At 42.9% G+C, this 20,201-nt stretch carries 20 protein-coding genes; all 20 read right to left on the bottom strand.

Annotated elements, in window-relative coordinates:
• Nucleotides 1–23: 23 nt before the first annotated feature.
• The 20 genes from lepB to pta all read right to left on the bottom strand — a co-directional run bounded on the left by lepB (nucleotide 24) and on the right by pta (nucleotide 20,060).
• A complete protein-coding gene (gene lepB, locus WMO37_RS04180) occupies nucleotides 24–581 on the bottom strand; it encodes a signal peptidase I (protein ID WP_227089404.1) in 558 nt (185 codons plus the stop codon).
• 75 nt (nucleotides 582–656) lie between these two features.
• A complete protein-coding gene (rplS, locus tag WMO37_RS04175; protein ID WP_022432146.1) occupies nucleotides 657–1,004 on the bottom strand; it encodes a 50S ribosomal protein L19 in 348 nt (115 codons plus the stop codon).
• Nucleotides 1,005–1,129: 125 nt separating this feature from the next.
• Entirely contained in the window at nucleotides 1,130–1,645 is a 516-nt protein-coding gene (gene rimM / locus WMO37_RS04170; protein ID WP_022432147.1) for a ribosome maturation factor RimM, read from the bottom strand.
• Between the two features lie 89 nt (nucleotides 1,646–1,734).
• On the bottom strand, nucleotides 1,735–1,965 hold the full coding sequence (locus tag WMO37_RS04165; protein WP_022432148.1) for a KH domain-containing protein: 231 nt from the start codon (nucleotides 1,963–1,965) through the stop codon (nucleotides 1,735–1,737).
• A 22-nt stretch (nucleotides 1,966–1,987) separates the two neighbouring features.
• A complete protein-coding gene (rpsP, locus tag WMO37_RS04160) occupies nucleotides 1,988–2,233 on the bottom strand; it encodes a 30S ribosomal protein S16 (protein ID WP_022432149.1) in 246 nt (81 codons plus the stop codon).
• Between the two features lie 43 nt (nucleotides 2,234–2,276).
• The gene (gene ffh / locus WMO37_RS04155; protein WP_349154364.1) at nucleotides 2,277–3,626 is read right to left on the bottom strand and encodes a signal recognition particle protein; all 1,350 of its coding nucleotides are present in this window, start codon (nucleotides 3,624–3,626) and stop codon (nucleotides 2,277–2,279) included.
• Between the two features lie 28 nt (nucleotides 3,627–3,654).
• The gene (gene ylxM / locus WMO37_RS04150) at nucleotides 3,655–3,999 is read right to left on the bottom strand and encodes a YlxM family DNA-binding protein (RefSeq protein ID WP_022432151.1); all 345 of its coding nucleotides are present in this window, start codon (nucleotides 3,997–3,999) and stop codon (nucleotides 3,655–3,657) included.
• Nucleotides 4,000–4,104: 105 nt separating this feature from the next.
• Nucleotides 4,105–5,376, bottom strand: coding sequence for an AI-2E family transporter (locus WMO37_RS04145; RefSeq protein WP_349154363.1), 1,272 nt, complete (start codon nucleotides 5,374–5,376; stop codon nucleotides 4,105–4,107).
• Nucleotides 5,377–5,511: 135 nt separating this feature from the next.
• Nucleotides 5,512–7,644: a carbohydrate-binding domain-containing protein gene (locus WMO37_RS04140; protein ID WP_349154362.1), complete on the bottom strand. Its 2,133-nt coding sequence runs from the start codon at nucleotides 7,642–7,644 to the stop codon at nucleotides 5,512–5,514.
• Nucleotides 7,645–8,051: 407 nt separating this feature from the next.
• Nucleotides 8,052–9,269, bottom strand: a complete 1,218-nt coding sequence (ilvA, locus tag WMO37_RS04135; RefSeq protein WP_022432154.1) for a threonine ammonia-lyase — start codon at nucleotides 9,267–9,269, stop codon at nucleotides 8,052–8,054.
• Nucleotides 9,270–9,301: 32 nt separating this feature from the next.
• Nucleotides 9,302–10,225 (bottom strand): signal recognition particle-docking protein FtsY, encoded by a 924-nt coding sequence (gene ftsY / locus WMO37_RS04130; RefSeq protein WP_022432155.1) that lies wholly within the window; start codon nucleotides 10,223–10,225, stop codon nucleotides 9,302–9,304.
• Nucleotides 10,226–10,274: 49 nt separating this feature from the next.
• Nucleotides 10,275–13,850, bottom strand: a complete 3,576-nt coding sequence (gene smc, locus WMO37_RS04125; RefSeq protein ID WP_349154361.1) for a chromosome segregation protein SMC — start codon at nucleotides 13,848–13,850, stop codon at nucleotides 10,275–10,277.
• A gap of 3 nt (nucleotides 13,851–13,853) precedes the next feature.
• Nucleotides 13,854–14,570, bottom strand: a complete 717-nt coding sequence (gene rnc / locus WMO37_RS04120) for a ribonuclease III (RefSeq protein ID WP_349154360.1) — start codon at nucleotides 14,568–14,570, stop codon at nucleotides 13,854–13,856.
• Nucleotides 14,571–14,787: 217 nt separating this feature from the next.
• Nucleotides 14,788–15,021, bottom strand: a complete 234-nt coding sequence (gene acpP, locus WMO37_RS04115; protein ID WP_022432158.1) for an acyl carrier protein — start codon at nucleotides 15,019–15,021, stop codon at nucleotides 14,788–14,790.
• Between the two features lie 97 nt (nucleotides 15,022–15,118).
• Entirely contained in the window at nucleotides 15,119–16,147 is a 1,029-nt protein-coding gene (gene plsX / locus WMO37_RS04110) for a phosphate acyltransferase PlsX (RefSeq protein ID WP_022432159.1), read from the bottom strand.
• Nucleotides 16,148–16,223: 76 nt separating this feature from the next.
• Nucleotides 16,224–16,772, bottom strand: coding sequence for a histidine phosphatase family protein (locus WMO37_RS04105; RefSeq protein ID WP_022432160.1), 549 nt, complete (start codon nucleotides 16,770–16,772; stop codon nucleotides 16,224–16,226).
• A gap of 178 nt (nucleotides 16,773–16,950) precedes the next feature.
• The gene (gene rpmF, locus WMO37_RS04100) at nucleotides 16,951–17,130 is read right to left on the bottom strand and encodes a 50S ribosomal protein L32 (protein ID WP_022432161.1); all 180 of its coding nucleotides are present in this window, start codon (nucleotides 17,128–17,130) and stop codon (nucleotides 16,951–16,953) included.
• A 2-nt stretch (nucleotides 17,131–17,132) separates the two neighbouring features.
• The gene (locus WMO37_RS04095) at nucleotides 17,133–17,657 is read right to left on the bottom strand and encodes a YceD family protein (RefSeq protein ID WP_022432162.1); all 525 of its coding nucleotides are present in this window, start codon (nucleotides 17,655–17,657) and stop codon (nucleotides 17,133–17,135) included.
• Between the two features lie 176 nt (nucleotides 17,658–17,833).
• Nucleotides 17,834–19,033: an acetate/propionate family kinase gene (locus tag WMO37_RS04090; protein WP_022432163.1), complete on the bottom strand. Its 1,200-nt coding sequence runs from the start codon at nucleotides 19,031–19,033 to the stop codon at nucleotides 17,834–17,836.
• A gap of 25 nt (nucleotides 19,034–19,058) precedes the next feature.
• On the bottom strand, nucleotides 19,059–20,060 hold the full coding sequence (pta, locus tag WMO37_RS04085) for a phosphate acetyltransferase (RefSeq protein WP_022432164.1): 1,002 nt from the start codon (nucleotides 20,058–20,060) through the stop codon (nucleotides 19,059–19,061).
• Nucleotides 20,061–20,201: the final 141 nt, after the last annotated feature.

Below are 20,201 nucleotides of genomic sequence, written 5' to 3'. Positions count from 1 at the left end.
TGCTCCATTCCGCCTGACGGCTTTTATAATAATCTCATTCTTTTCATCGGGCTTGCAATAAACCATACCGAACCCACGATGTCGTCTTTTTTCACAACACCCACATTGGCAAAGCGGCTGTCTTCACTGTTATTGCGGTTATCTCCCAGTACAAAGTACTCATTTTCCCCCAGTGTCAGTTCACCTGCTGCCAGACCTGCCGTTAAAATGTCATCTTCCGAAACGTCATCTTCCAGCACACTGCCATTAATATATACTTTTCCGTCGTGAATCTGAATCGTTTCACCCGGCAGACCGATAACACGCTTTACATAAATCTTTGAAGTTTTTACACCATTCGGATGAAAGGCGATAATACTGTACCTTTTCGGTCCATGAAAGGAATATGCAATCCGGTTAAGCAACACAGTATCTTCATTCTCTATCGCCGGCTGCATGGAATTTCCTGAAATCGTTGTACGGTCACATAAAAACAGGGTAAGCGTATATGCCAGCAGAATCACAATCAGAAGGTCCGCAATCCACTTACACACTGTCAGTAATTTTGTATTTTCCTGATATCTTCTCTGAAATGAAATCATATGTACCTCACAATTTTTTATAAAATAAAAGGACAGACACAATTACCGTGTCTGTCCATATAAGCCGTTGAAGAATTAACGAACCAATTCTTTTACCTTAGCAGCCTTACCTGTTCTCTGACGTAAGTAATTGAGTTTTGCACGTCTTACTTTACCGCGTCTTACAACATCAACCTTTTCTACGATTGGAGAATGTAATGGCCATGTCTTTTCTACGCCTACGCCGTTAGAAATCTTTCTAACTGTGAATGTAGAACGAACGCCTGTACCCTGCTTCTTTAATACAGTACCTTCGAATACCTGGATTCTTTCACGGTTACCTTCCTTAATCTTAGCAGATACTCTTACTGTATCACCTACGTTAAATGCAGGTACTTCTGCCTTCATCTGTGCTTCTTCAATGTTCTTAATAATTTCGTTCATGTGTGACCTCCTTAATATTTGGATGTTCTTAATACATTTCCTGTAACAGAGGACCATCTCTTTTCTCACAACTAGTTAAGTCTAGCATACTCCAAATAAAAATGCAAGCACTTTTTGTATAGTGCTTAATTCATATCCAGCAGTCCCGGCAGCAGATGCACCGTCACCGTCTTTTCTTTCATGTCATGGGCAAGAATACACTGGTCAATAACCGGAATCAGTACTGTTTTTCCGTCCGGCGTTGTAACCTCATAAACATTGTTTGCGCCTGTTTCCAGCACTTCTGTCAGCTTCCCAAGGTTCATGCCGGTATCCGTAATAACATCCAGTCCGATTAAATCGCAGATAAAATATTCGCCCGGCTCGCACTTGACCGCATGCTCTCTTGTGACCATTAAATCTTTCTTGACAAACTGCTCAATGTCATTGATACTGTCGTATCCTTTAAATTTTATGATAACATACTGTTTAAAGAACTTCACCGACTGCACTTCCAGTTCAATATTTTCCCGTCTTCCTTCAATGACACATTGTTTTAACTTTTTAAACCGCTGAGGGTCGTCTGTTGTCGGAAATACTTTCACTTCCCCGCGGATGCCGTGTGTTGCCGTAATCACACCAACCCGTAATAAATCTTCCATAAACACTCCATATATTTGAAAAAACCATGCAGCGGCTTGTGAATACTCACAAAACTGTCTGCATGGCTCTTTACATAGTCTTTATGACTCTAGTTATCGATTTCTACTATGACCTTTTTGTCAGTCTTTGATGCAGCTGCAGAAACAACTGATCTGATAGACTTAGCAATTCTGCCTGATTTTCCGATTACCTTACCCATATCGGATGGGGCAACCTTTAAGTCGACTATGATGGCTTTATCTTTTTCAGTTTCAGTTACAACAACTTCATCCGGATTATCCACTAATGCCTTAGCAATAATTTCAACCAATTCTTTCATAGATAATACCTCCATCAGGCTCTTACTTTTCGATACCAGCCATCTTGAAAAGCTTACCAACTACTTCTGTCGGCTGTGCTCCATTTGCTAACCACTTCTTAGCAAGCTCAGAATCGATGTTTAACTTACAAGGATCGTAATTAGGATCATAAGTACCGATTTCTTCAATAAATCTACCATTTCTTGGAGATCTTGAATCTGCAACGATAATTCTATAGAAAGGAGACTTCTTCTCACCTAATCTCTTTAATCTGATTTTTACTGCCATTTTGTATTTCACCTCCTACAATTATTCTGAATAAACATTTATGTTAAAAAGGCAGACGGAAACGTCCCTTTTTAGCACCTTTCATTATTCCCGGCATCTGTTTCATCATCTTTTTCATCTGGTCAAACTGCTTTACAAGGCGGTTGACTTCACTGATGTCGACACCCGCGCCCTTTGCAATGCGGTTCTTTCTGGATGGATTTAAAATGTCAGGATTCGCTCTTTCCTTTGCTGTCATGGAATAGATAATCGCTTCTGTACGGCGCAGGTTATCTTCTGCATCATCCGGCACTGTCATGTTTTTCATCTGACCGCCAAGACCCATACCCGGAAGCATATTCAGAATCGAACCAATGCCGCCCATGTTTTTAATCTGTCCCATATAATCAAGGAAATCGTTAAAATCGAACTCGGCTTTTTTGAGCTTTTCACCCATTTTCTTTGCCTGTTCTTCGTCAATCTGCGCTTCTGCTTTTTCAATCAGCGTCAGCACATCTCCCATACCTAAAATTCTGGAAGCCATACGGTCCGGGTAAAACTGTTCCAAATCGGAAAGCTTTTCGCCCATACCGACATACAGAATCGGCTTTCCGGTCACTGCCTTAATTGAAAGTGCCGCACCACCTCTCGTATCGCCATCCAGCTTGGTAAGGATTACACCGTCAATTCCAATCTTCTCATTAAATGTTGCAGCCACATTGACCGCATCCTGTCCTGTCATGGAATCAACCACCAGTATTGTCTGGTCTACAGCAATCTCCTGCTTGATATGCTGTAATTCTGCCATCATGTCTTCATCTACATGAAGACGTCCGGCTGTATCTAAAATAACAACGTTGAAGTTATTATTTTTTGCATGTTGAATTGCCGCTTTTGCAATATCGACAGGGTTGTTGTTCGTACCCATGGAAAAGACTTCCACGCCCTGCTTTTCACCGTTAATCCGTAACTGTTCAATCGCAGCCGGACGGTAAATATCACACGCAGCAAGCAAAGGCTTTCTACCCTTTGACTTAAACTTACCGGCAAGCTTGGCAGTTGTCGTTGTCTTACCTGCACCCTGAAGACCTGCCATCATAATGACCGTAATCTCATTACCGGATTTTAATGCAATCTCAGTCGTCTCGGAGCCCATGAGAGAAACCATTTCCTCATTGACAATCTTAATCACCATCTGCCCCGGTGTCAGGCTCTGCATAACATCCTGACCGATTGCCCGTTCTTCCACAGACTTGATAAACTGCTTTACCACTTTAAAATTAACATCTGCTTCAAGCAATGCCATCTTTACTTCCTTCAAAGCGGTCTTTACATCTGCTTCGGTGAGCCGTCCTTTTCCGCGAAGGTTTTTAAAAATGTTCTGAAGCTTGTCTGATAAACTATCGAATGCCATAAGCCCTCACTTCTACTATACTGCCGGATTAAAAATCCTCAATAATTTCTTTTGCAATATCCTGTATCTTGTGAATACAGTCAATATCACTCGAAGAAATATAATCATTCGCATACCGGTCAATTAAGTGTACCTTTTCCTTGGTGGCAATAAACTTCTCAATCAGATGAAGCTTTTCTTCATACTCGGTCAGTGTCTTGTCCACACGTTTTATCAAATCATGAACACCCTGTCTTGAAATACCGTATTCATCCGCAATCTCGCTTAACGAGTAATCATTAAATACGGCTTCCGTATAAATCTGACGCTGATGTTCATTCAGCAGCTCCCCATAAAAATCATACAGGAGCGTCTGCTCAACGATTCGTTCCATAAGCACCCTTCATTTCTGTGTTACAGTTTTTCTGTCGAATGACAAAATTTATACTATCACAGAAGCAAATACGTGTCAAGCAAAAATACTTGACACTTTTAATTTTTATTGTTTTATTTTCCGTACAATTGTTTCCTCCGGCTGCTTTGGCGGAAAATCCCGCTCGTACTGTACAAGCATTTCTTCCTGTCCGTTGCGGCGCAGTCCCTTTGCAACCAGCTGGGATATAATGTGGTAAATTACGGCAAATACCGGAACGCCGATTAACATTCCTGCAAATCCCCACAAATCTCCAAATAAAAGAATCGAAAAAAGCACCCAGAAGCTGGAAAGCCCTGTCGTATCACCAAGAATCTTCGGTCCTAAAATGTTACCGTCAATCTGCTGTAAGATAAAATCAAATACCACAAAAAATACACACTGTACCGGATTGACGATTAAAATCAGCAGTGCCGATGCAAACAGTCCGATATACCAGCCAAAAAACGGTATCACATTAAAAATACCGACAATCACGGCAACCAGCACCTCACTCATTGTCACCTGTGCCCCGGTGATGACCTTAAACAGCATCATGCCGACGTAACAGATTACCGCAACAATCACGGCATCAACAATTTTTCCATTGATAAATCCGCTGAATGTCTTATCTGCAAAATAAACTTCATCCATAATCGAATCCGCTGCCTCTTTTTTGAAAATACTATATAAAATCAGCTTTCCCTGTCTTGCAAGTTTCTTTCTTGAAAGCAGTAAATATATTGCAACAATCACACCAATAAACAAATTCAGCATCAGCGTAAAGAAACTGATCACACCGCTTGATAATCCCGTTGCGATATTTTCTACGGATTCTAACAGTCCGTTTGAGAGCCAGTCGGTAATAAAATGATACCCTTTATCTACCAGCTCCTGCGAAACTGCCAGAAGCTGCTCGTTGGAATTTAACATTTTCTCTAACCACTTTACCAGTCTGTCCGCGCTGTCCGGCAGAATCTGAACCAGACGGATCACACTTGTAATCAGCTGCGGTACAATAATAATGATAATGAGATAAATGACAACCAGTGTAATAAAGATTCCCGTAAAAACACTTGCCGTCAATGCCAGCTTTTCCTTTTTTGCCTGTTTTATCCGCTCTGTCTTTTCAAGTATCCGCAGATAAAACTTTTCAATTGTCCTGCACAGCGGACAAACCATATACGCCAGCGCCGCTCCGATTATAAACGGCATCAGGGTATTAAAAATATGCCGCAGTGCCTGTTTGATTTCTCCATATCTGAAAATGATAAAGAAGACGATGATTGAAAGGACAATCACACCAAACAGACTCACTGCCGCATATATGTATTTTTTATAAGGATGATTTTTCATCATTCCGGAAGCACCCCATTTCATCTGATTCTGTAGTACTTCCTATTATAGTATATTTTTTGCGTATTGCAAAATTATTTTTTCATATTCTTACAGACTGTCCGTCAGACCGGTTATCCGGCGAAACAGCCTTCCTTTTTAGATGCCGTTAGAAGAACTGTTCTGAGCGTTCATGCCGCCGTTTCCGCCGGCATTGCCGCCCGGCTGACCGCCCATCTGACCGCTGCCGGTTGTTCCGCCAGGCATACCCGGTACCTCTCCCTGTGTTCCATCCGGCATCTGTGGTGCATTTCCCTGCCCATCTGTTGTGCCGTCCGGCAGGCTCATACCGCCGCCTGCATTTCCGCTGGCATCACCACCTGTACCGTTTCCTGACTGCATGCCGCCCGGCTGACCGCTGCCCATTTTTCCGCCACCCTGTGCGCCGCCGCCCATAGATGAAATACCTGAAGTCGTCACGCTGCTGTTTACGGTTACGGACTGGGATGTACTTCCTGCCGTTACGGTATAGGTTTGACCGCTCTTTAAATCACTGCTGTAGCAGACTGCCGCCGCATAGGCTTTTTCCGGTGTATAGCTAAGAACTGTACTGCCGTTGCTGTCTGTTATACTGAATGCCGTATTTGCCTGCTGTGAGGTAAATCCAGCCACAATGCAGCTTCCATTCGAAGCAGAGGTCGGTGTTTCAACCATACCGTTTGAACCGAATGCCATCAGTGTACCACCGTTTAATACACATTCGCCGTCAAAATCCACTGCTGTATCACCGGAAGATGTCGGACCGCATACAATGGTTGTACCGCCGTTTACCGTAATGCTGCCGTTAGAATCCAGTCCGTCACCGTCTGCTTCTACATAGAGATTACCGCCGTTAATCGTCAGTGCCGAACTGTTACTGCTGCTCTGGTTCTGACCACCCATGCCAAATCCGCCTGTCTGCATCGTAGAAGAACCGTCCGAAGCATTGATACCGTCATCTTCTGCGCTGATTGTAATATCACCGTTATTAATCACAATGTCCTTTGCTTCCAGACCTTCATAACAGTAACCGACTGTAATAGCGCCGCCGTTTACTGTCAGGCTGGAATCTGCATGAACACCGTCATCACCGGAACGGATTGAAATATTTCCGCTTTCAATCGTAATTGAATCATTGCTGTGAATACCGTCATCTTCTGTATCCAGTGTAATCGTTCCGCCGCAGATATAAATCGCATTGGAAGCCTTTAAAGCCTTCATGCTGACAGAATCCGTATCGGAAGATATTGAAGCTGATGATGCAGAAGTTCCCGCACTGCCGTTCTGTCCCGGAACACCCATGGTCCCCATGCCGCCCATTGCGCCGCTGTCACCGCTCTTCATTTCTACCGCCGCTGAACCATTTCCTGTTGTAATGTCAAATGTACCATTCTGTATATCTAAAATATTTTCCGCCTGAATACCGTCACTTGCCGCTTCGATTTTAAATGTACCGCCTGCAATGATAATATTGCCCTTTGTCGTATCTTTATCATCAGTTGACTTCATGCCGTCCGTACCGGATTTGATTGTGAAGTTACCGTCTGCAATACCGAGCAAATCTTTTCCAATCACACCGTCTTCTGCCGCTGTAATCTGATACGTACCGGAAACCACTTTTAAATCATCCGTACTCTTAATGCCGTTGCGGTATCCTGCATTAATATTTAATGTACCGCTTCCGTTCAATACAAGGTCTGCTTTTGAATAAAATGCTGCTGAATAATCCTCGCTTTCTGTTGTGCTTCTTGCGCTGTCCGTAAATTTATTCACGGTATTATCCGCAAGTGTCACAATGACTTTTTTCGCACTCTGTACGATAAACGGCGCTGTTGTCGAACTGCTGATGTCCACACCGTTCAAAATAATGCGGACAGTTGCTTTATCCTCTGTATTAATGACAATACTTCCGTCACTGAATGTACCGGATAAAACGTAAGTTCCTGCCTGCGTAATCGTCACGGTCGAGCCGTCTGCCGTGACACCGCTTCCTTTGACGGTACTGCCGTTCTGGCTTAATGTCACATAAGAAGCTGTCGTACTGTCATAGGATGTAACTGTATCTTCTTCGTCAAATTCCAGTGTCAGTCCAGAAGTGTCTGCTACGCTCTGGGATGACGTTAATGTAATGCCCTGTTGTGTTGTCGCTGCTGTATTTTCTGTTGTCTGCGCTGTCAGCCCGCATCCAGCAATTGGAAATGTAAGGATTGTCCCGCAAATCAGCGCCACCGTCAATTTTTTATAATTTATCATAACTTTCTCCTTTTCCGCCGTTCCTGCCCGGCATATGCTTATTCGTTTTTGCCTTTGATGGGTATTATATTATCGGTTGGAAATGGAAGAAATGTGTAAAATGTATGTAAAAAGTGTGAAGTTGCGGAAGAACCATAAGGGGCATCCTCAACGTGTTACTTAACTTCGGCTGCCCCTTATGGTTCTTCCTTGAGGAGGATGGCATCCCGGACGGGGGTGGCAGTGGACGGCGGCTTTGCTTCGCTCGTCGCCTGTGGAATGGGTGGGCGGGCAACTTTGCTTCATTTGCCGCCTGTGGAGTGGATTCGGGTGGTCTAACTGACACAGCCCCGCCGGTTTCATATCCAAAAACGGCGGGGCTATGTTCATACATCTGTATATCTTTTTATTCTAATCGAAATTTCTTCTTAGATATTGACCTTTACAATTCTTGGACGCAGTCCGGCTTTTTCAAGCTTTGCTACGATTTCTTCTTTGTGTTCGTGTCCGAAAGCTTCAATTGTAATACGAAGTTCTACGGTTGCTTTACGGTTGATGCTGACAAACTGGTTGTGTTCCAGTTTGATAACATTTCCGTTTGCTTCTGCAATGATGGAAGCTACGCGCACCAGTTCGCCCGGTCTGTCCGGAAGAAGTACGGATACGGTAAAGATACGGCTTCTCTGGACAAGTCCCTGCTGTACAACAGATGACATGGTAATAACGTCCATATTTCCGCCTGAAAGGATGGATACAATCTTCTTGCCCTTTACATTTAACTGCTTTACAGCCGCTACGGTTAAAAGACCTGAATTTTCAACAACCATTTTGTGGTTTTCTACCATATCAAGGAACGCTACGATTAAATCTTCGTCCGGTACGGTGATGATGTCGTCGAGGTTTTTCTGTAAGTATGGGAACAACTTTGTACCCGGTGTCTTTACGGCTGTACCGTCTGCGATTGTGCTGACTGTCGGCAGTGTTACGACTTTCCCTGCCTTAATGGATTCCTGAAGGCAGTTTGCGCCGGCCGGTTCTACACCGATAACCTTAATATTCGGATTGAGCAGCTTTGCAAGTGTTGATACACCGGTTGCAAGTCCGCCGCCGCCGATTGGTACTAAGATATAATCTACTGTCGGCAGTTCTTTGATGATTTCCATAGCGATAGAACCCTGTCCTGTTGCAACATCTAAATCATCAAACGGATGTACAAATGTAAGTCCCTGTTCTTTTGCAAGCTTTAATGCGTATTCACAGGCTTCATCGTATACATTACCATATAATACAACCTCTGCACCATATCCCTTGGTTCTGTTTACTTTGATAAGTGGTGTTGTTGTCGGCATAACAACAGTTGCCTTAACACCGTACTTCTTTGCAGCGTAAGCAACACCCTGCGCATGGTTGCCGGCTGATGCGGTAATTAAACCTTTTTTACGTTCCTCTTCTGACATGGTGCTGATTTTATAATATGCACCACGTACCTTGTAAGCACCTGTATACTGCATATTTTCCGGCTTTAAATATACTTTGTTGCCGGACTGTGCGCTGAAATACTCGCTGTATACAAGATTCGTCTGCAAGGTAACTTCTTTTACTTTTTCCGCTGCTTCTTCAAATTTCTGTAATGTTAATTTTTCCATAACCTTCTCCATTCTCTTGCTGTTTGTAATCTTTATTCACTTTCTGCCACGTCAAATAATGCATTGACAAATGTATTGGAATCGAACTTCTGTAAATCTTCTACTTTTTCGCCGACACCGATATATTTTACAGGAATACCGTATTCTGCCTGAATAGCAACAGCGATGCCGCCCTTTGCCGTTCCGTCCATTTTAGTAAGAATAATACCTGTAATATCCGTCACTTCTTTAAACTCTTTTAACTGTGACAGTGCATTCTGACCGGTTGTGGCATCCAGTACAATAAGATTTTCTCTATACGCATCAGCATACTCTCTTTCAATTACTCTGTCAATCTTACGAAGTTCTTCCATCAGATTTTTTTTGTTGTGCAGACGTCCTGCCGTATCGCAGAGCAGTACATCGGCATTTCTGGCTTTTGCAGCGGCAATGGAGTCAAAAATGACTGCCGCCGGGTCAGACCCCTCACTCTGTGCAATGATATCACAGCCTGTACGGTTTGCCCATTCTGTAAGCTGTTCAATCGCCGCCGCACGGAAAGTGTCCGCCGCCGCCATTACAACTTTTTTATCCATCGCCTTTAAATGTCCCGCAAGCTTTCCGACAGACGTTGTCTTTCCGACACCGTTGACACCAATCAGCATAACAATGGATTTGCGGTTTTCAAATTCATACGCATTTTCACCCAGATCCATTTTTTCGCGGATTGTATCAATCAGAAGCTGTCTGCACGCCTGTGGGTCTTTAACTTTGTTTTCCTTGACCTTCTGCTTTAATTCCTCGATGATTTCTTCGGTGGCACGCACACCCATGTCGCCCATAATCATCGTTTCTTCAAGTTCTTCGTAAAAGTCATCATCAATTGATGAAAATCCGCTGAATACCGAATCAATGCCCGATACGATATTATCCCTGGTCTTTGTCAGACCTTCCTTTAATTTACTGAATAATCCCATACCTTCCCTCTTTTCTTTATCTGATTTTTTATTCTTTATTTTTGCTTTTTTATGAAGCCGGTTTTTCTTTTTCCAGATCGTCTGCAATCAAATCCACAGAAACCAGTGCTGAAACACCCTTTTCCTGCATGGTGATACCATAAAGACGGTCTGCCGCTGCCATTGTACCGCGTCTGTGTGTAATGACGATAAACTGCGTATGCTTCGTCAGCTTATGCAGATAGTTCGCATATCTGCCGACATTGGAATCATCCAGTGCAGCTTCAATTTCATCAAGCAGACAAAACGGTGACGGTTTTAAATTCTGAATGGCAAACAGCAGTGAAATTGCCGTCAGTGCTTTTTCTCCACCGGAAAGCTGCATCATATTCTGTAATTTTTTTCCCGGCGGCTGTGAAATAATCACAATGCCTGCTTCAAGAATATCTTCACCCTCCACAAGTTCAATCGTACCGCGTCCGCCGCCAAACAGCTCCTGGAATACCTTATTAAATTCAGTTTTGATTTCCTTGAATTTTTCCTCAAACTGAATCCGCATACCGGTATCAAGGTCTTCAATGACCTGAATCAGTGACTGCTCCGCCGTAATCAGATCGTCATGCTGTGTCTTTAAAAAGATGTAGCGTTCATTCACTTCTTTGTATTCTTCAATCGCATTGACATTGACATCACCCAGTCCGCGGATATCGGATTTCAGGCTGTGAATCTGCTTCTTGATTTCACCGAGATTCTCCATGGTTTCATCGCGCAGCTCCAGTGCGTAACTATAAGTCAGCTCGTACTCATTCCACATGTAATCCACGAGGGAATCATTGGCTTCGTTTAACTTTTCCTGCTGTGAAGCCAGACGGTAGCTTTCTTTATCCAGTGCGGCAATCTGTTCATTTAACTGCTCGCGCTTTTCAAAAAATGCCTTATTTTTCGTATTAGCTTCTTCGCGCTGCTTTCTGTATTCGGACACCTGCGCCTGTATCGCTTCCGCATCCTTTTGTGCCTGTTCAATCTGTGCTTTGACTGATTCAATCTGGCGGTGCTTCTGCTCAATTTCTACATTGGTTGCGGAAAGATTTTCGGAAAGCTGCTGTTTTTCCACTTCAGAATGTTCAATTTCCGCCTGAAGCCGGGCAATATTTTCACTGATAAAGGTATCCTTCTGTACTGTTGCCGAATACTGGATATTGATTGCCTGCGTATTTTCGGTATGGCGGCTTTCCTTTTGCTTTGCTTCCTCTAACTGCTTTGTCAGTTCGTCAATTTCTTTCTGTGACGTTTCATTCTGTGTATCCAGCGTTGCAAGGCTGCCGCTGACATGGCTTAAACTCTCATCAATCTCTAAAATCTCTTTTTCCAGCTTTGCAGCCTCTTCCGATGCATCACTGTAAGAAGCAATAATTTCTTTCTTTTTGTTAATGGACTGTCTAAGATTTAACTCTGCCGTGTTTTTGGAAAGCTGCTCCTCACGCATCTGCTTATTGCTCTGCTCTAATGCCTGACGCACTTCTGCCAGCTCTGCACGAAGCCCTGCAACCTGCTCCTTAGACTTTGTAATCTCTGCGCTGACTGCCGATACCGCAGCTTTTAATTCTTCAATTTCTCTTCTTCGTCCCAGAAGATTACTTGAATTTTTAAATGCACCACCTGTCATGGAACCGCCGGGATTAAGCTGTTCACCCTCCAGTGTTACGATTCTTAACGAATGTCTGTACTTTCTTGCAATCGCAAGCGCATTGTCAATATTGTCAACGACAAGAATTCTGCCAAGCAGGTATTTTGCCAGCTTTTCATATTCAAATGAAACGCGTACCAGATCGCTTGCCGCACCGATAACACCTTTTTCTTTCATGCACGGCTCACCCTCTAAGGTATTGCGCACCTGAATTGCCGAAAGCGGAAGAAATGTTGCACGTCCGAAACGGTTCTGCTTTAAATAGGCAATCAAATCCTTTGCTGTATTTTCATTATCCGTAACAATGTTTTGGATTGTTCCGCCCAGTGCCGTTTCGATTGCTGTTTCGTATTGTTTTTCTACTTTTACAATATCTGCAATAACACCTAAAATGCCCGGACGCTGTTCCTTTAATTCCATGATTTTACGGATACTGTTGCCGTAGCCGTCATACCGCTCCGTAATGTTGACAAGCGATTCCAGTCTGGACTTTTCCCTGTGATACTGCTGCTGTTTTTTATCAATCTCAGAGCTGCCTTTGGCAATCTGCTCTTTTAAACGGACAACCTCCGCATTACCCTGTTCAATCTGTTCCGTCAGCTTCTTTATCGCTTCATTGGCTGTATCAAGCTGTCCTGTCTGTGTGCGGATTACCGAATCCTGCGCACTTTCTTCACTCTTTCCGCGGATAATGCGGCTGCTTAATTCCGCCTTGCGGATGTTGAGCTGTTCAAGCATCGTCTTATATTTCTGATTATCCGCATTAATCGTTGATTTTTCGTTTAAAATCTCAAAAATGGAATTCTGGCGGTTTTCAATCTCTGCCGTTATGCGTTCAATCTCCGCAAGAATTTCTTCATGGACCCTCTGTGCTTCTTCCTGCTTACTGCCATAAGCTGCAAGCTGCCCCGAAAGTTCTTCCTTTTGCTTGTTTAATCCATTAATCTCCGTATTTTTGTGTGCTGTTTCATTTTCAATGGCAGTCATACGCTGCTGATAGTGTGCTGCATTGACCTGAATCGTCTTTATCTGTTCTTCAAAAACCTGAATTTCACCGGTCAGACGCTGTCTTGTCAGTTCTTTTTCTGAAAGCTGCGTATTGTGTGTTTCAATCTGCTCATTAATCCGGTTTAATTCTTCCTCGGCTTTTTCATACTCTGCCTTGGTCGCCTCATAGCTTTCCTTTGCCTGTGCCAGATCCGAATCCGCAATGGCAAGCTTTTCTTCCAGCCCCTTTAAATCTGCCTTTAACTTGTCCGTTTCAAGCAAAAAGCCATTGACATCCAGAATTTTTAATTCTTCCTTTAATTTTAAATACTGTCTTGCCTTTTCGGACTGCTTTTCCAACGGTCCGACCTGCTTTTCCAGTTCGGACAAAATGTCGTTGACACGTACCAGATTGGCGCGCTCGCTGTCAAGTTTTTTCTGTGCTGAAGCTTTTCTGCGCTTAAATTTCACGATTCCTGCCGCTTCGTCAAACAGCTCACGGCGGTCTTCCGGTTTACCGCTTAAAATCTTGTCAATCTGCCCCTGTCCGATAATAGAGTAGCCTTCTTTTCCGATACCGGTATCGTAAAACAGCTCTGAAATATCTTTCAGACGGCAGTTATGTCCGTTCATTTGGTATTCACTCTCACCGGAACGGTACACCCTTCTTGTCACCGTAACCTCATCATATTCAACCGGCAGTGCATGGTCTGCATTATCCAGTGTAATAGACACATATGCAAAGCCGACCGGCTTTCTTGCCTCTGTTCCCGCAAAAATAACGTCTTCCATTTTTGAACCACGCAGCTGCTTGGCACTTTGTTCACCCAGTACCCAGCGGACCGCATCGGCAACGTTACTTTTTCCCGAACCGTTCGGTCCTACAATGCCCGTAATTCCGTTGTGGAAATCAAAAACAATTTTATTGGCAAAAGACTTAAAGCCCTGCACCTCTATACTTTTTAAATACATTGATTACTTTCCTTTCGGCATAAATTGTGTTCCATTCTTTTTCAAATGAAGCAGAGCGTTGTATGCCGCCTGCTGCTGCGCCGCTTTTTTGGTATGTCCCGTGCCTTTTACCACAAATAAATCCCCTGCTTTTGCAATTACATGAAACTTCTTATCATGTTCCGGACCTTCTTCACCTGTCAGTTCGTACTCCACCTCCAGACCGTATGCCTGTACAACCTCCTGTAAAATGGTCTTGCTATCATAAAAGAGCTGCTTATTCTCCAAATCATTTAACACAAAACGGTGAATAAATTCTTTTGCATTAGCAAAACCACCATCCAGATAAATCGCGCCAATCAGTGCCTCCAGCGCATCTGAGATAATCGAATCCCTTGTTCTTCCGCCTGTTAAGTCTTCTCCTTTGCCAAGCATGATATATTCCTGCAAATGAATCTGTCTTGCACACATCGCAAGGGTCGGTTCACAGACAATGCTTGCACGCAGCCGTGTCATTTTTCCTTCATTCATATCGGGATTGCCGGTATAAATAAATTCACTTGATGTCAGTTCCAGCACGGCATCACCTAAAAATTCAAGACGTTCATTATCCTTGTAATTGCCTGTCTTTTTTTCATTGGCATAAGAACTGTGTGTCAGCGCATTTTTTAACAGTCCGATATTGTTAAACTGATACTGTATTATTTTCTGAAATCCGTCTAAATCGGTATTATGTTTCATCATCATTCTCCATATTAATCACCATTTCTGAGCGACACTGTCGCGAAGATGCGATGAGAAATCCGCGTAGGCGATTTCTCATCTGCAATAAAGCAATTTGCCTTCGCCCGGAGGCAAATTGCTGTGTGAAGAAGCTTTGATTTATGGCTTCTTCACAATATGCGCAAAGAATGAGGCTGTACCTACAGCCTCATTGTCTTTCTGCTTTTATGCTGTCTTACTGTGCTTTTGCTGCCTGAATCTGTTCTACAGCTTCGGCAACTGTTGTAATATGCTCTGCTGCATCTTCCGGAATCTGAATATCAAATGTATCTTCAATTCCCATAATAATTTGGAATACATCTAATGAATCTGCACCTAAATCATCTACAAAAGTAGACTCCATTGTAATCTTATCGGTATCGATGTTTAAAACCTCTGCAATAATTTTCTGTAACTTTTCAAATTCCATTTTCTAAACTTCCTTTCTTCTTTACATTTAATAACCTGATATCTGTATCGGACATCTGCCGCAGGCACTACATGTCACGGCATTCTCGTATTCATCATCACGCTTCTGCTTCGTCCAGTTTTTCTGCCGAAATGGAAGCAATAATTTTTTCGTTGACCTTTTCACGCTGGAATTTCACGCACTGTAACAGCGAATTTTTAACTTCCATCGCCTTTGCATTGCCATGTGTCTTTACCACCAGTCCGTTTAAACCAATCAGCGGTGCACCGCCGTACTGCTTTGCATCAAATGACTTCATCGTATCGCTTAACGAATTTTTAATCAGCAGTGCGCCAATTTTCGTCTTTAAGCTGGACATTAATGTGGTCTTTACCTTTGATAAGAGCATCTTTGCCGTACCCTCGTACAGCTTTAAAATAACATTTCCCACAAATGCATCACAGACTATAACATCCGCATCGCCGTTTGGAATGTTGCGCGCTTCAATACTACCGATAAAATTAATATCCTTACATGCTTTTAACAGTGGATATGTTTCTTTTACCAGCTGATTTCCTTTTTCTTCTTCCAGACCTACATTAACAATGGCAACCTTCGGATTTTTTATACCCATGATATTTTCCATATAGATAGATCCCATCTTTGCCCACTGGACTAAAAAGGACGGTCTGGAATCGACATTTGCGCCGCTGTCTACTAAAATAGAAACACCCTTTGCTGTCGGAATCAACGGTGCCATCGGTGGACGTTCCACGCCGCGGATTCTACCCACGATAACCTGTCCGCCTACCAGAATCGCGCCCGAACTTCCGGCTGATACAAATGCATCTGCTTTCTTTTCTTTGACCATTGTCAGCGCACGTACCATGGAAGAATCTTTTTTCCGGCGGATTGCCATAACCGGCTGCTCACCGGTTTCAATAACGTCCGGTGCATCAACCACTTCAATCTGTCCCTGCGGATAAGTGTATTTTGCAAGTTCTGCACGGACCTGTTCTTCCCTGCCGACCAGCTTTACGAGTAAACCGGCTTCTTCTTTCACTGCTTCTACCGCACCTTTTACAATTTCCACCGGTGCGTTATCTCCACCCATTGCATCGAGTGCAACGATTACTTTTTCACTCACTAAAATAGCCCTGCCTTTCCAAGCGTCTTCTATCTGATAATTTTACTATATCTGTGTCTTAAAATCAAGCGTTGTATCAACACAGCTGCATCAGCTTACAGTTTTCTATTCCGGCAGACCAGAACTGCGTAAGCGGCAGTTTCTTTACCTGACAGACGATGCTTGAATTCATTGCACCGTGTCCTACTATCAGAATATCCTTTCCCTGTGCAAGCTGCGGCTTTACAACCTTTTCAAGAAAATCGCCTGTACGGGCAAACAGTTCTTCAAAGCTTTCCGCACCCTTATCCGCCACAAAACGCTCCGGTGCCTGAAATGCCAGATTGATTGGGCAGTCCGGCAATGCAAAGCTGTTTTCAATTCCTTCATATTCGCCAAAGCACATTTCCATAAGACGGTCGTCCGTTACAATCGGAACAGCTCTTCCTTCAAGCACCAGTTCTGCCGTTTCTTTTGCCCGTATTAACGGTGAACAGTAGCAGATGTCAAAATGAATCTCCCGATACCGTTTCCCTGCTTCCCGCGCCATTTTTCTTCCGTTTTCATTGAGTGGAATATCCGTCTGTCCCTGAAGCTTGTGCAATTCATTCCATTCCGTTTTTCCATGCCGCATAATATATAACATATAATCCTCATTTCTAAAAAACTTGTTGTGAAGCGGCGATGAGAAATCCGCACAGGCGTTTTCTCATCTGCTATCATAGATGTTTGCCTTCGCTCCAAAGCAGACATCTGTTAAAAATCAAAAAAGCCATGTACCGGATATCCGGCACACAGCTCCTAATAGCAGATTCTAATAAAAATTAGTCAACTGCAACGATTTCTTTCTTGTTGTATGAGCCACAAGACTTACATACTCTGTGAGGCATCATTAAAGCTCCACACTTGCTGCATTTTACAAGATTTGGAGCGCTCATTTTCCAGTTAGCTCTTCTCTTGTCTCTTCTTGCTTTTGAAGATTTATTCTTTGGACAAATTGACATGGTTACACCTCCTTAAAATTGTTTAAAATATCTTTGAAAACAGACATTCTTGGATCTAAGGACTCTCTGTCACAACCGCATTCCCCCTCATTCAGGTTCGCACCGCAGCGAAGGCACAGACCTTTACAGTCTTCCTTACAAAGGGTTTTCCCTGGAATCAACAGAAGAATTTCGCCGAAAACAAGTTTGTCCACGTCGAGGTTGTATCCATCAATATAGTCTTTTTCTTCCTCATCTTCTATCTCGCCGGAAGTTTCCTGCATATCAATATCTTTGTCAATATCAAAATGCATCTCGGTTCTTACCGGTTCTAAGCAACGGTCACAAGGAATTTCCAAAGCCACAAATCCGTTTCCGGAAATATGAAGCTTGTCTTTGCCTGTTCTTGTAAGCACAAGTTCTACAGGCTGCTTTTCCATAACAGGATATTCTGCAAGTGCCGTCCGGAATGTTTCCATTTCAAGCGGCGCAGATACTGTCATGTCATCCTTTGCACCAGATAAAAGATTTCTTAAATCAATTAGCATAATTGTCTCCAATTCACACTATCTCATGTGTCAAACCACACCAAATACGATATGTATTTTTCACACTTTGTCTATTATACGCACAGTATCTTCATTTGTCAATGAAAAATTACATTTTCTTTTAAAAAAAGAAGCCTGCATTACTGCAAGCCTCTTTCCCAACACCATACATACAATTACTGAATTAATGCTAATGTTTCTCTTGCAATTGCTAATTCTTCGTTTGTAGGAACTACGCAAAGCTTTACTTTAGAATCTGCTGTAGAAATAATCATTTCTTCACCAACAGCCTTTTCACTTGCTGCTTCGTCTAACTTCACGCCTAAATATCCTAAATACTGGCAGATCATTGGTCTTAACCATGCAGCATTTTCACCAACACCGGCTGTAAATGTGATTGCATCAACACCGTTCATTGCAGCTACATAAGAACCGATATACTTTGCTACTCTGTATGCATATGCTTCCAGTGTCTGCTTTGCAACTTCGTTGCCGTCATCCATAGCAGCCTTGATATCACGGAAATCACTTGAGATTCCGCCTGACATACCGAGTACACCGGACTTCTTATTTAAAATGTTCAGCATCTCTGATACTGTAAGGTTTTCATGATTGCAAAGGTATTCGATGATTGCAGGGTCTAAGTCACCACTTCTTGTACCCATAATCAGACCTTCAAGCGGAGTAAGACCCATAGAAGTATCTACGCACTTACCGCCGATAGAAGCTGAAATAGAAGCACCGTTTCCAAGGTGGCATACGATAACCTTTGCTGAATCCTTATCGAGATTTGCAAACTTGATTGTTTCCTTTGATACAAAGCTGTGGCTTGTTCCGTGGAAGCCGTATCTTCTTACATGATACTTTTCATAGTATTCGCGTGGAATTGCATACAGATAAGCCTTTGGCTCCATTGTTCCGCCGAAAGCTGTATCCCATACTGCTACATTTGGCTTGCCCGGCATAGCTGCTTCAACAGCTTCGATACCGATTAAGTTTGCAGGGTTATGTAAAGGTCCTAAGTCGAAGCATTCTCTTACAACGCTCTTTACATCTTCATTTACAAGGCATGATTCCTTATACTTTTCGCCTGCGTGAAGTACGCGGTGACCTACTGCTGCGATTTCATCAGCGTTCTTGATTACACCATGTGTTTCGTCTACAAGTGCATCAAGCACGAGCTTAACTGCAATATTGTGATCCTTCATCGGCTGTTCTACAACGTACTTATCCTTGCCTGTCGGCTTGTGTGTAAGGATAGAACCTTCAATACCAATTCTTTCTACAAGACCTTTTGCTAATACGCTCTCATCGTCCATGTTGATTAACTGGTACTTTAATGAAGAACTACCACAGTTTAATACTAAAATATTCATTACTTTTAATCTCCTCTAACTTTAATTACTTGCCTGCGTTCTGAGCCTGTACAGCTGTCATGGCTACAACACCTACAATGTCTTCTGCGAAACATCCTCTTGATAAGTCATTAACAGGCATAGAAAGACCCTGAAGAACAGGACCATAAGCACCTGCCTTTGCAAGTCTCTGAACCAGCTTATAACCGATATTACCCGCTTCAAGAGATGGGAATACCAATGTGTTAGCCTGTCCTGCTACCTTGCTGTCCGGAGCCTTTAACTTTGCTACTTCAGGAACAAGTGCTGCATCTAACTGAAGTTCACCGTCAACTGTCAGTTCAGGATACTTTTCGTGTGCAATCTTTACAGCATCTGCTACCATTGTTACTCTGTCGTGCTTTGCACTGCCGTATGATGAGAATGAAAGCATAGCAACCTTAGACTTTGCGCCTGTAAATGCTTCAAAGCTTTCTGCTGATAACATAGCGATTTCTGCAAGTTTTTCAGAATCAACATCTGGATTTACAGCACAGTCAGCAAATACGAATAATCCGTTTTCACCGAGTTCACAGTCCGGAACTTCCATTAAGAAGAAACCTGAAACGCTGCCAATGCCCGGCTTTGTCTTTAATAACTGTAATGCCGGTCTGATTGTATTGCCTGTAGAATGGCATGCACCTGAAACAGCACCGTCTGCATCACCGCACTTGCACATTAAACATGCATAGTACATGTAATCCTTTTCCATCTGTTCCTTAGCCATCTCCGGTGTAACACCCTTTTTGCTTCTTAATTCAACAAATTTATCAATATATTTCTGCTTGTTTGGATCGTTGAACGGATCAACAATTGTAGCACCAGTGATATCATAGCCCTTGCTGTTTTCAGCGATTTCTTCAGGTGTACCGATGATAATCAGATTAGCGATACCTTCCTTTAAAATCTTTTCAGCAGCCTCAAATGTTCTCTTATCCATAGATTCTGGCAAAACAATTGTCTTCTTGTCTGCTTTTGCTCTCTCTTTAATTTCGTCAATAAATGCCATGATTACTGACTCCTCCTTGTATTATGTTAAATATTTTCCAGCGTTGCGCCGAAATCCTATTTAGAGTATATACCAAATTTTTCAGAAGTACAAGTTTTAAATCATAAGCAATTTATTTTTATCTATATTTAGTTGCAGTCC

The organism is Lachnospira intestinalis (genome assembly GCF_040095895.1).
Lineage (GTDB): Bacteria > Bacillota > Clostridia > Lachnospirales > Lachnospiraceae > Lachnospira > Lachnospira intestinalis.
The sequence above is the reverse complement of the archived record's forward strand: the minus strand, read 5'-3'. Positions and strand labels throughout refer to the sequence as shown.

What these genes read in the sequence shown, in the direction of transcription:
- lepB (WP_227089404.1), bottom strand. Translation starts at nt 581, where the DNA reads ATGATTTCATTTCAGAGAAGATATCAGGAAAATACAAAATTACTGACA.
- rplS (WP_022432146.1), bottom strand. Translation starts at nt 1,004, where the DNA reads ATGAACGAAATTATTAAGAACATTGAAGAAGCACAGATGAAGGCAGAA.
- rimM (WP_022432147.1), bottom strand. Translation starts at nt 1,645, where the DNA reads ATGGAAGATTTATTACGGGTTGGTGTGATTACGGCAACACACGGCATC.
- WMO37_RS04165 (WP_022432148.1), bottom strand. Translation starts at nt 1,965, where the DNA reads ATGAAAGAATTGGTTGAAATTATTGCTAAGGCATTAGTGGATAATCCG.
- rpsP (WP_022432149.1), bottom strand. Translation starts at nt 2,233, where the DNA reads ATGGCAGTAAAAATCAGATTAAAGAGATTAGGTGAGAAGAAGTCTCCT.
- ffh (WP_349154364.1), bottom strand. Translation starts at nt 3,626, where the DNA reads ATGGCATTCGATAGTTTATCAGACAAGCTTCAGAACATTTTTAAAAAC.
- ylxM (WP_022432151.1), bottom strand. Translation starts at nt 3,999, where the DNA reads ATGGAACGAATCGTTGAGCAGACGCTCCTGTATGATTTTTATGGGGAG.
- WMO37_RS04145 (WP_349154363.1), bottom strand. Translation starts at nt 5,376, where the DNA reads ATGATGAAAAATCATCCTTATAAAAAATACATATATGCGGCAGTGAGT.
- WMO37_RS04140 (WP_349154362.1), bottom strand. Translation starts at nt 7,644, where the DNA reads ATGATAAATTATAAAAAATTGACGGTGGCGCTGATTTGCGGGACAATC.
- ilvA (WP_022432154.1), bottom strand. Translation starts at nt 9,269, where the DNA reads ATGGAAAAATTAACATTACAGAAATTTGAAGAAGCAGCGGAAAAAGTA.
- ftsY (WP_022432155.1), bottom strand. Translation starts at nt 10,225, where the DNA reads ATGGGATTATTCAGTAAATTAAAGGAAGGTCTGACAAAGACCAGGGAT.
- smc (WP_349154361.1), bottom strand. Translation starts at nt 13,850, where the DNA reads ATGTATTTAAAAAGTATAGAGGTGCAGGGCTTTAAGTCTTTTGCCAAT.
- rnc (WP_349154360.1), bottom strand. Translation starts at nt 14,570, where the DNA reads ATGAAACATAATACCGATTTAGACGGATTTCAGAAAATAATACAGTAT.
- acpP (WP_022432158.1), bottom strand. Translation starts at nt 15,021, where the DNA reads ATGGAATTTGAAAAGTTACAGAAAATTATTGCAGAGGTTTTAAACATC.
- WMO37_RS04105 (WP_022432160.1), bottom strand. Translation starts at nt 16,772, where the DNA reads ATGTTATATATTATGCGGCATGGAAAAACGGAATGGAATGAATTGCAC.
- rpmF (WP_022432161.1), bottom strand. Translation starts at nt 17,130, where the DNA reads ATGTCAATTTGTCCAAAGAATAAATCTTCAAAAGCAAGAAGAGACAAG.
- WMO37_RS04095 (WP_022432162.1), bottom strand. Translation starts at nt 17,657, where the DNA reads ATGCTAATTGATTTAAGAAATCTTTTATCTGGTGCAAAGGATGACATG.
- WMO37_RS04090 (WP_022432163.1), bottom strand. Translation starts at nt 19,033, where the DNA reads ATGAATATTTTAGTATTAAACTGTGGTAGTTCTTCATTAAAGTACCAG.
- pta (WP_022432164.1), bottom strand. Translation starts at nt 20,060, where the DNA reads ATGGCATTTATTGACGAAATTAAAGAGAGAGCAAAAGCAGACAAGAAG.